The following is an 8360-nucleotide window of genomic DNA, read 5'->3' on the forward strand; positions in this document are numbered from 1 at the left end:
CGATGCGCGCAATGCCGCTCGATCAGGCCGTAGCGGTCCTGCTCGTCACGAAACAGCACCAGATTGTCGCCGAGCAATTTGACCGCCTTGACCGGACGCGGGCCGGCCAGCTCGTCCACCAGCGCCGCCGGCTGCCAGTACTTCCGCATCAGCTTGGCGGCCGGATCCTTCGGCCCGGTGCGGGTGATCAGGTCGTTCGCTTCCTGGCTCATCATGGCGGTGTTCTCCGGCCCTGCAACGCAGGCTGAATGTCGTTTGGAATCAGGTTACTAGGCCGGCGGTGCGCTGCAAGCGGATTCCTTCGCCAGGCCTGCCGGACCAGCAACCTGCTTCCGGGCACGACTACCGCACGCTTGCGGTGTGTTGACAAATTTGATAACATTTTGGCGATGCGAGACGCTAGGAAAATCTCCTGGATCAAGGCTGCGCGCAAGGACTTCGAGGAATTCCCGAACGACGTTCAGAGCGACATGCTCGACGCGCTGACCATTGCCGCCGACGGCGGGAAATCGGCGAAAGCAAAGCCGTTTCATGGCGTGGATGGCGGTGTGTTCGAGATTGCCTTGCGGTATCGCGGCGACGCCTTTCGTGCGCTCTATGCGGTCAAGATCGACGCGGATGTCTGGGTGATCCATGCGTTCCAGAAGAGGTCCAAATCCGGAATCAAGACTCCAAGGATAGAGGTTGATCTCATTCACGACAGGTTGAGACGCCTTAAGGAGGCTCTGAAATGAAAAAAGACGATATCGAATTGGTGCGCGGCAGCGGCAACGTGTATCGCGATCTTGGACGGCCGAACGCCGATCTTGAGCAGGCGCGCGCGCTGACTGCCGCGAAGATCATCCGCATCATCGACGAACGCAAGCTTTCGACACGAGATGCGGAAAAGCTCACCGGTGTATCCTATTCGGAATTTTCCCGGATTCGCAACACCCAACTCGGCCGTTTCACGTTGGACCGGATGATCGCCATTCTTGGCAAGCTCGACGAGAATATCGAGGTGTCCGTCAGCTTCAGGGCGCGGAAGCGAAGAGGGGTCGGCGCGCCGCGTGTCGTCTTGTCCAAGTCGCCGCACGGCATCGGCGAACGGCGAGAGCTTCGACGCGCACGCAAGCTGTAATCGCTTTGCGCCGACGCATCGCCTTCGGCCGGTCCGATCGGTGAAACGGAGAATCATATCCTCATGCAGCGGCCGCCGGCTGTCACCGCAAAGATCCGTGCCGCTGTCGGCAACGATGCGGCGGACATCCTGCTGGTGCGTCGGGAGGCCGTTCTCGCCAAGGCAGTAAGCCATTACGACCCGGTCATACTGAACGATTGGGCCAATGCAGTGGATGCCGCGCGGATCGCCAGGCAGATTTCCGATCCGGATTATCGCGTCCTCGTTGCCGAAGCCGGCGGCGAAATCATAGGCTTTGCCATGGCGGTTCTCTCCAAACACGAATTGAAGGCGCTTTACACGAGGCCCAACCCGATCGGTGGGCTCGGGCGCGCGCTGCTTTCGGAAATCGAATATCTCGCCTTTCAGGCGACGCCATACCTAGTCTGCGAGGCTTCGCTGAATGCCGAGGGTTTTTACAAGGCCAACGGGTACGCCGAGGAAGGCCGGAACGATCGCGTGTCTCGCAGCGGGGTCATTTCCCGCGTCGTGTGGATGAAGAAGCATCGGCCGAACATCAATCCCCGATAGAAATTGGAGCAGCGGAAGCGCAGGGCTCGCGAAGTGGACGGGCCATCAGCACCTCGTCAAAATATTCCTCGCCGATCTTCAGGGCCCGGCGCTCGATCCCGTAGGGCTCGAACCCGGCGGCGCTGTAAAGGCGTTTGCCGGCGATGTTTGAAGCCACGACCGTCAGGCAAATTTCCTCGACCAGAGGCCGGGCATGCTCGATCACGCGCTGGACCAGACGCGCCGCGAGTCCCGTCCCGCGCCCCTCGATGCGAACATACATGCCCCACAACACCGCCTTGTGCCGAAGCTTGGTGGCAGTATGCGCATGGAAGCCGGCGACACCCAGCAGCGGCGAATCGTCGATCCAGCCGCCGAACACGGTGCTTGTTTCCAGGCGCTCAGCCCACCAGGCATCGGGCTTGCGGGACTCGTCCTCCCAGGAGGAGCCGAATGCCTCGGGGTGGTTCTTCAAACCTTCAAGGCGGATGTCGCGATAGACAGCAGCGTCCTGTGCGTCGAGACGGCACACCTTGAAGGGCTTCTGCGGTATGGGGGCATCGGGCTGGGCCATGGATTTTTATAACGTTGTGGTCCCGGCGTCCGCAACTGCCGGGAAGCGGTGCCGTCTCCGCAGGTTCTTAGGGTTTCTCCGCCGCGCCCAGCCCAAAATGGCCAATGATTTCCCGCGCGGTGGCCTCCGCCGGCCTCATTTCGGTATCCAGCACGAGACAATCGGGGCGCGGCACCGCCGGGAAAGCGTAAGTGTCGAGCTCCTTGTTCAGGCTTGCCGCTGATGTCATCTTGCGCCGCTCCACCCGGTCGGGATTGCCGACCCGGCGCGCGGCCTCTTCGCGGGAGCAGTACAAAAACACCGGCAGCAATTCTCCGCCGTGCCGCCGCATCACCTCCTCGAATTTTTCAAACTGCGGAAGGTCGTGCGGATCGGCGTAACATAAGGTGGTGACCACAAGCGCCACGCCGTGCTCCGCCGCGGCATCGAGCGCGGCGTATCTGACAGTGTGGACCAGCTCCCAGAATCCGGGCGCGCCGAAGTCGAACAGGGTGCGTGCGAGGTCGATCGCCGCATGATTGTCGAACAGCCGCGCCGGCACAAGTTGCAGCAGCGCCTTTGCGACCGTCAATTTGCCGGCGGCCGGCGCGCCATGGAGGAACAGCAGTTTCATGTCGGATCATTATCGCGAATGGCGAACGAGGGCGAGATCACCCCCGCGCGAACATCTTCGCTTCGCTCTGCAGCACCGGTGCTACCGCATCGACCAGACGCGCGGCCGCGGCGTCCACGCTGAGGCCTGACGTGTCGACCACTGCGGAGGCCCGCGCATAGAGCGGCTCGCGGCTCAGCAGAATGGTGCGCAATTCCGCCATCGCCGAGCGATCGTCCGCCATCGGCCGCAGGTCGCCCTGGCTGCGCACCCGCGCCATGTGTTCTTCCGGCTTGGCCTTCAGCCAGATGGTGTAGAACGACTGCAGGATCAGGTCGAAGGTCAGCGGCTCCGAGACGATGCCGCCGCCGGTCGCCAGCACCATCAGTTCTTTCCTCGCCAGCAATTGGCCGAGGGCGGCCTGCTCCATGCGGCGAAAACCTTCCTGGCCGTAGAGCGCGATGATCTCGGCGACGGACAATCCGTTCTGCCGCTCGATCTCCTTGTTGAGCTCGACGAAGCTCCAGCCGATCTCCTTCGCCAGCGTCTTGCCGAGGGTGGATTTGCCGGCGCCGCGCAAGCCGATCAGGGCAATGCCGGAAAACGACATCCGGTGCGCCGGGACGCCCTGGCCCTGGCCCTGGCCGGACAGCGCCTCCTTGGCCTGGGCAATCTGGTTCGGCGTCGCCTTGCGCAGGAGGTCGCGGATCACCGGCCAGTCCGGTACCGGTTCGGTCGCGGGAATGAGATCTTCGAGATGCGCGCCCATCGCATTCGAGACCCGGCGCAGCAGCACGATCGAGACGTTGCCCTTGCCGCTTTCGAGCTGGGCGATATAGCGTTCGGAAATGCCGGAGACCTTGGCCAATACCTTGCGCGACATGCCGCGCAACGCGCGCATGGTGCGGACACGCTGGCCGAGCTGCTCGAGAAAGCCGGTTTCGGGGTCGATATTTTCGGTCATATCCCTTGTCATTGTCAGGGCTTCAGCGGCATGCACTTAGGAAACATAATGCCGACGAGGATTGACAGCAAGCGCATCTGGTGCACTTCTATGAATTATAATTCTTAAAATTGGGGAGGAGACGTCGTGACACGCTTTTGCTTTGGGAGCGCGGCATGAGCGGCAGTTCCTACAACGCGGTGAGCTGGCTGCTCGATCGCAACATCGACGAAGGCCGCGGGACAAAACTCGCGTTCACCGACACCGTCTCCGAGCTGACCTATCGCGGCTTGCAACAGCAAAGCTACCGCGTCGCCAATCTGCTGCGCCGGCTCGGCGTCCGCCGCGAGGAACGCGTGGCGATGATCATGCTCGACACCGTGGATTTCCCGGCGGTGTTTTTGGGCGCGATCCGCGCCGGCATCGTGCCGGTGCCGCTCAATACACTTCTGACCTCGGATCAATATGCCTATGTGCTGGCCGATTGCCGCGCCCGGGTGCTGTTCGTTTCCGAAGCGCTGCTGCCTGTGGTCAGGGACATGGTCGGGCGGATGCCGGATCTCGAACATGTCGTGGTCGCTGGCCAGGAGGCGCACGGCCACATGAAACTGGCCGGTGAACTCGCTGATGAAAACGATTCATTCGCGACCGCCGCCACCCATCCCGACGAGCCGGCGTTCTGGCTGTATTCGTCGGGTTCGACCGGCATGCCCAAGGGCGTGCGTCATCTGCATTCCAATCTGGCGGCGACCGCGGAGACCTACGCCCGGCAGGTGCTCGGCATCCGCGAGGACGATGTGTGCCTGTCGGCGGCAAAACTGTTCTTCGCCTATGGCCTCGGCAACGCCATGACCTTTCCGATGTCGGTCGGCGCCACCACCGTGCTCAATTCCGAGCGGCCGACGCCGGCCTCGATGTTCGCGCTGATGGACAGGTACAATCCCTCGATCTTCTACGGCGTGCCGACACTGTTCTCGGCGATGCTGAACGACGAGGCCATGAAGAACGCACGCGGCGGCACGCGGCTTCGGGTCTGCACCTCGGCGGGCGAGGCGCTGCCGGAATCGGTCGGCAATGCCTGGAAGTCGCGGTTCAACGTCGACATTCTCGACGGCGTCGGTTCGACCGAGTTGCTGCATATTTTCCTGTCGAACGCGCCCGGCGATATCAAATACGGCACGGCGGGCCGTCCGGTGCCGGGCTACCGAGTGCGGCTGGTGAATGACGCCGGCGACGATGTGCCCGACGGCGAGGTCGGCGAGCTCCTGGTCGATGCGCCCTCCGCCGGCGAGGGTTACTGGAACCAGCGCAGCAAGAGCCGCCAGACCTTTGCCGGCCACTGGACCCGCACCGGCGACAAATACATCCGCGATGCCGACGGGCGCTATACTTTCTGCGGCCGCAGCGACGACATGTTCAAGGTCTCCGGCATCTGGGTGTCGCCGTTCGAGGTCGAGAGCGCGCTGATCACGCATCCCGCGGTGCTGGAAGCCGCCGTGGTGCCGGAACCCGACCCGGAGGGCCTTCTGAAGCCGAAGGCCTTCGTCGTGCTGCGCTCAGGCGCCGGCTCCGACGGCCTGCACGAGGCGCTGAAGGAGCACGTCAAGCAGAAGATCGGCCCGTGGAAATATCCGCGCTGGATCGATGTGGTGGAGAGCCTGCCGAAGACCGCGACCGGGAAGATTCAAAGGTTTAAATTGCGTGGCACCAAATGACTCCCGTCATTCCGGGGCGCGCGCCTGCGCGAACCGCAGATGCGCAATTGCGCATCGGGGAATCTCGCGAAACAAGCTCCAGATTCCGGATCAGTTCGCTTCGCGAATTGTCCGGAATGACTGAGAAAGAAACGTCATGATCAACCTCTCCCCCTCCGGCTTCCTCAAGATCGGAACGTCCGAGCTCGAATACCGTATGATCGGGCCCGCGCCGGATCAGGCGCCGACCATTGTCATGCTGCATGAGGGACTCGGCTGTGTCGGGCTGTGGGGCGATTTTCCCGACAAGTTGCAGGCTGCCACCTCGGCCGGCGTGCTGGTCTATTCGCGCGCCGGCTATGGCGCTTCGACGCCAGCAGCGCTGCCGCGCCCTCTGGATTACATGCATATCGAGGCGCGCGAGGTGCTGCCGAAGTTGCTGGACGCCATCGGCTTTCGTCGCGGGCTTCTGCTCGGCCACTCCGATGGCGCCTCGATTGCGGCGATCTATGCCGGTTCGCATCAGGACCATCGCGTCCAGGGCATCGCGATGATCGCGCCGCACTTTATCGTGGAAGATATATCGGTGAGCTCGATCGTCGCGATCAAGCGCGCCTACGAGACCGATGGGCTCAAGGCAAGACTTTCGCGCTGGCACAAGGATGTCGACAACGCCTTCTACGGGTGGAACGACGCCTGGCTCAACCCGAAATTTCGTTGCTGGGATATTTCGGACTATCTCGGCTATATTCGCGTGCCGGTTGCGATCCTGCAGGGGGCCGACGATCAGTATGGGACAATCCGGCAGATCGAGATAGCAAGGGAAGAGTGCTATTGTCCGGTCGATGTGACGGAAATATCCGGGGCTGGACATTCGCCGCATCGCGAGGCACCCAAGACGACGCTCGATACCATCTCGGATTTTGCAAGACGCATTTTATATACGCATGAAGGCTCGCAGGGGCGCGCCGCTTAAAACATTGGTCAGGCGATGCCGCGATGAGCATCCCTTCGTCATCAGGCGCCAGCCTTCCGCTGCCACGTTGGGCCTATGTACCCGGCTCGGCCGCGGATGCCGACGCCGATTATGATACGCTGGCGCAGGTCATGGCGCTGGTGCCCTCCCGATTCCGCGACTTCGTCCCGGCGCGGCATCCGGCGCTGCGCTACGGGCTGGCGCTCAACGACCACGGCTTCTTCTGGGAGTCGCAGCAGGTGCTGGAAGCGGTGTGGGCGGCAGCGCCGCAGGGTGGCCGCGAGCGCATCCTGCTGCGCGCCTGCACCCAGATCGCGGGCGCCAATCTGAAACTCCGGATGATGAAATCTCACGCCGCGAGCCGGTTGCTCGGCGAAGCGCTTGGAGAACTCAAGACCCTCAGCCTGCGCAAGGCCGTGGCCGGTGGCGACGGGTTCGCAGATGGCTTCCCGACCGCGGCGCTTGCGGCGCTGCTGCAGGCCAAACTGGCGTTGCCGCAGCTCTCCAAGGCTGATTGGGTCAAGATCGGCGCGGTTGCCCGCACATGAAGCAAAATGCAGCTTTCTTCGCTTTAGGGTAGACCAATTCAAAAACATGCACTATTGTGCATATTGAGAGATCAATCAGGGTGGCCCCATGGCTGGCGAAGATCGCGTCCTTGCAGGCGGCGCGAAGTACATCGATTTCCAGACCGACCCGTCGCGCTACCGGCACTGGAAGCTGGCTGTCGAAGGCGAAGTCGCGACCCTGACGATGGATGTCGACGAGAACGGCGGCCTGTTCGAAGGCTACCAGCTCAAGCTGAATTCCTACGATCTCGGCGTCGATATCGAGCTTGCCGACGCGGTGCAGCGGCTGCGCTTCGAGCATCCCGGCGTGAAAGTCGTGCTGCTGCGCTCGGCCAAGAACCGGGTGTTCTGCGCCGGCGCCAATATCCGCATGCTGGCCGGCGCCACCCATGCCCACAAGGTCAATTTCTGCAAATTCACCAACGAGACCCGCAACGGCCTGGAGGATTCCAGCGAGAATTCCGGCCAGCGCTTCGTCACCGTCATCAACGGCACCGCGGCCGGCGGCGGCTACGAACTGGCGCTGGCCACCGATCACATCATCCTCGCCGACGATGGCGCGGCGGCCGTGGCGCTGCCGGAAGTGCCGCTGCTGGCGGTGCTGCCGGGCACCGGCGGGCTGACCCGCGTGGTCGACAAGCGCAAGGTGCGCCGCGATCACGCCGATTATTTCTGCACCATCGAGGAAGGCATCAAGGGCAAGCGCGCGGTGCAGTGGCGGCTGGTCGACGAGATCGTGCCGAACAGCAAGCTCGAGGCCAGGGTCGCCGAACGCGCCAGGGAATTCGCCGCGGCGTCAAAGCGCAACGGCAACGGCAAGGCCATCGCGCTGGCGCCGCTGTCACGCAGCTTCGACGACAGCGGCATCCGCTACGGTTTTGTCAGCGTCGACATCGACCGCGCGGCGCGTATCGCCACCATCTCGATTCAGGCGCCGGACGCGGCGCCACCCGCCGATATCGACGGCATGATCGGGCAGGGTGCTTCGTTCTGGCCGCTGCAGGTGGCGCGCGAGCTCGACGACGCCATCCTGCATCTGCGCATCAACGAACTCGAAACCGCAATGCTGGTGTTCAAGTCGCATGGCGACCGCGCCAATGTGCTGGCTTGTGACGCTTTCCTGGAGGCCAACAAGGCGCACTGGCTGGTCAACGAGATCAGGCAATACTGGAAGCGGGTGCTGAAGCGCATCGACGTCACCTCGCGCACGCTGGTGACGCTGGTCGAGCCCGGCTCCTGCTTCGTCGGCACGCTGGCCGAACTGGTGTTCGCGGCCGACCGCTCCTACATGCTGATCGGCTCGCGCCAGGGCGACAACCGCAGCCCCCCGACCATCGAACTTT

Annotated in this window: 11 protein-coding genes; 7 read left to right on the plus strand and 4 right to left on the minus strand. The window is 63.0% G+C overall.

The annotated features are described in order from the left end of the window. Positions 1-215: Rieske 2Fe-2S domain-containing protein (locus Q8N40_RS03545; protein WP_371135605.1), on the minus strand; the 215-nt coding region annotated here is incomplete at its 3' end. Positions 216-389: 174 nt separating this feature from the next. Here Q8N40_RS03545 and Q8N40_RS03550 point away from each other — a divergent pair. The 3 genes from Q8N40_RS03550 to Q8N40_RS03560 all read left to right on the plus strand — a co-directional run bounded on the left by Q8N40_RS03550 (position 390) and on the right by Q8N40_RS03560 (position 1690). Next, positions 390-734, plus strand: a complete 345-nt coding sequence (locus tag Q8N40_RS03550) for a type II toxin-antitoxin system RelE/ParE family toxin (RefSeq protein WP_305710828.1) — start codon at positions 390-392, stop codon at positions 732-734. Further along, positions 731-1120 carry a helix-turn-helix domain-containing protein gene (locus Q8N40_RS03555; protein WP_305710822.1) on the plus strand — a complete coding sequence of 130 codons (390 nt, stop codon included), beginning with the start codon at positions 731-733 and terminating at the stop codon, positions 1118-1120. Before Q8N40_RS03550 ends, Q8N40_RS03555 begins: the two co-directional genes overlap by 4 nt. Before the next feature lie 63 nt (positions 1121-1183). Next, positions 1184-1690 carry a GNAT family N-acetyltransferase gene (locus Q8N40_RS03560; protein ID WP_305710823.1) on the plus strand — a complete coding sequence of 169 codons (507 nt, stop codon included), beginning with the start codon at positions 1184-1186 and terminating at the stop codon, positions 1688-1690. On the opposite strand, the gene Q8N40_RS03565 is transcribed toward Q8N40_RS03560, so the two are convergent. The 3 genes from Q8N40_RS03565 to Q8N40_RS03575 form a co-directional block, all read right to left on the minus strand. Next, the gene (locus tag Q8N40_RS03565; protein ID WP_305322006.1) at positions 1677-2243 is read right to left on the minus strand and encodes a GNAT family N-acetyltransferase; all 567 of its coding nucleotides are present in this window, start codon (positions 2241-2243) and stop codon (positions 1677-1679) included. The two genes, Q8N40_RS03560 and Q8N40_RS03565, sit on opposite strands and share 14 nt — an antisense overlap. 67 nt (positions 2244-2310) lie before the next feature. Beyond that, entirely contained in the window at positions 2311-2856 is a 546-nt protein-coding gene (locus Q8N40_RS03570; RefSeq protein WP_305710824.1) for a hypothetical protein, read from the minus strand. A gap of 37 nt (positions 2857-2893) precedes the next feature. Beyond that, on the minus strand, positions 2894-3799 hold the full coding sequence (locus Q8N40_RS03575) for a helix-turn-helix transcriptional regulator (RefSeq protein WP_305710829.1): 906 nt from the start codon (positions 3797-3799) through the stop codon (positions 2894-2896). A 155-nt stretch (positions 3800-3954) separates the two neighbouring features. On the opposite strand from Q8N40_RS03575, the gene Q8N40_RS03580 reads away from it, so the two are divergent. The 4 genes from Q8N40_RS03580 to boxC all read left to right on the plus strand — a co-directional run. Next, entirely contained in the window at positions 3955-5493 is a 1539-nt protein-coding gene (locus tag Q8N40_RS03580; protein ID WP_305710825.1) for a benzoate-CoA ligase family protein, read from the plus strand. Positions 5494-5629: 136 nt separating this feature from the next. Next, complete coding sequence (locus Q8N40_RS03585; RefSeq protein WP_305710826.1) at positions 5630-6448, plus strand: alpha/beta fold hydrolase; 819 nt, start codon at positions 5630-5632, stop codon at positions 6446-6448. A 23-nt stretch (positions 6449-6471) separates the two neighbouring features. After that, entirely contained in the window at positions 6472-6996 is a 525-nt protein-coding gene (locus Q8N40_RS03590; protein WP_305322010.1) for a DUF309 domain-containing protein, read from the plus strand. Positions 6997-7084: 88 nt separating this feature from the next. Continuing rightward, on the plus strand, positions 7085-8360 hold a 1276-nt coding region (gene boxC / locus Q8N40_RS03595), incomplete at its 3' end, for a 2,3-epoxybenzoyl-CoA dihydrolase (protein ID WP_305710827.1).

The organism is Bradyrhizobium sp. (assembly GCF_030693485.1).
GTDB lineage: Bacteria > Pseudomonadota > Alphaproteobacteria > Rhizobiales > Xanthobacteraceae > Bradyrhizobium.

What these genes read in the sequence shown, in the direction of transcription:
- Q8N40_RS03550 (WP_305710828.1), top strand. Translation starts at nt 390, where the DNA reads ATGCGAGACGCTAGGAAAATCTCCTGGATCAAGGCTGCGCGCAAGGAC.
- Q8N40_RS03555 (WP_305710822.1), top strand. Translation starts at nt 731, where the DNA reads ATGAAAAAAGACGATATCGAATTGGTGCGCGGCAGCGGCAACGTGTAT.
- Q8N40_RS03560 (WP_305710823.1), top strand. Translation starts at nt 1,184, where the DNA reads ATGCAGCGGCCGCCGGCTGTCACCGCAAAGATCCGTGCCGCTGTCGGC.
- Q8N40_RS03565 (WP_305322006.1), bottom strand. Translation starts at nt 2,243, where the DNA reads ATGGCCCAGCCCGATGCCCCCATACCGCAGAAGCCCTTCAAGGTGTGC.
- Q8N40_RS03570 (WP_305710824.1), bottom strand. Translation starts at nt 2,856, where the DNA reads ATGAAACTGCTGTTCCTCCATGGCGCGCCGGCCGCCGGCAAATTGACG.
- Q8N40_RS03575 (WP_305710829.1), bottom strand. Translation starts at nt 3,799, where the DNA reads ATGACCGAAAATATCGACCCCGAAACCGGCTTTCTCGAGCAGCTCGGC.
- Q8N40_RS03580 (WP_305710825.1), top strand. Translation starts at nt 3,955, where the DNA reads ATGAGCGGCAGTTCCTACAACGCGGTGAGCTGGCTGCTCGATCGCAAC.
- Q8N40_RS03585 (WP_305710826.1), top strand. Translation starts at nt 5,630, where the DNA reads ATGATCAACCTCTCCCCCTCCGGCTTCCTCAAGATCGGAACGTCCGAG.
- Q8N40_RS03590 (WP_305322010.1), top strand. Translation starts at nt 6,472, where the DNA reads ATGAGCATCCCTTCGTCATCAGGCGCCAGCCTTCCGCTGCCACGTTGG.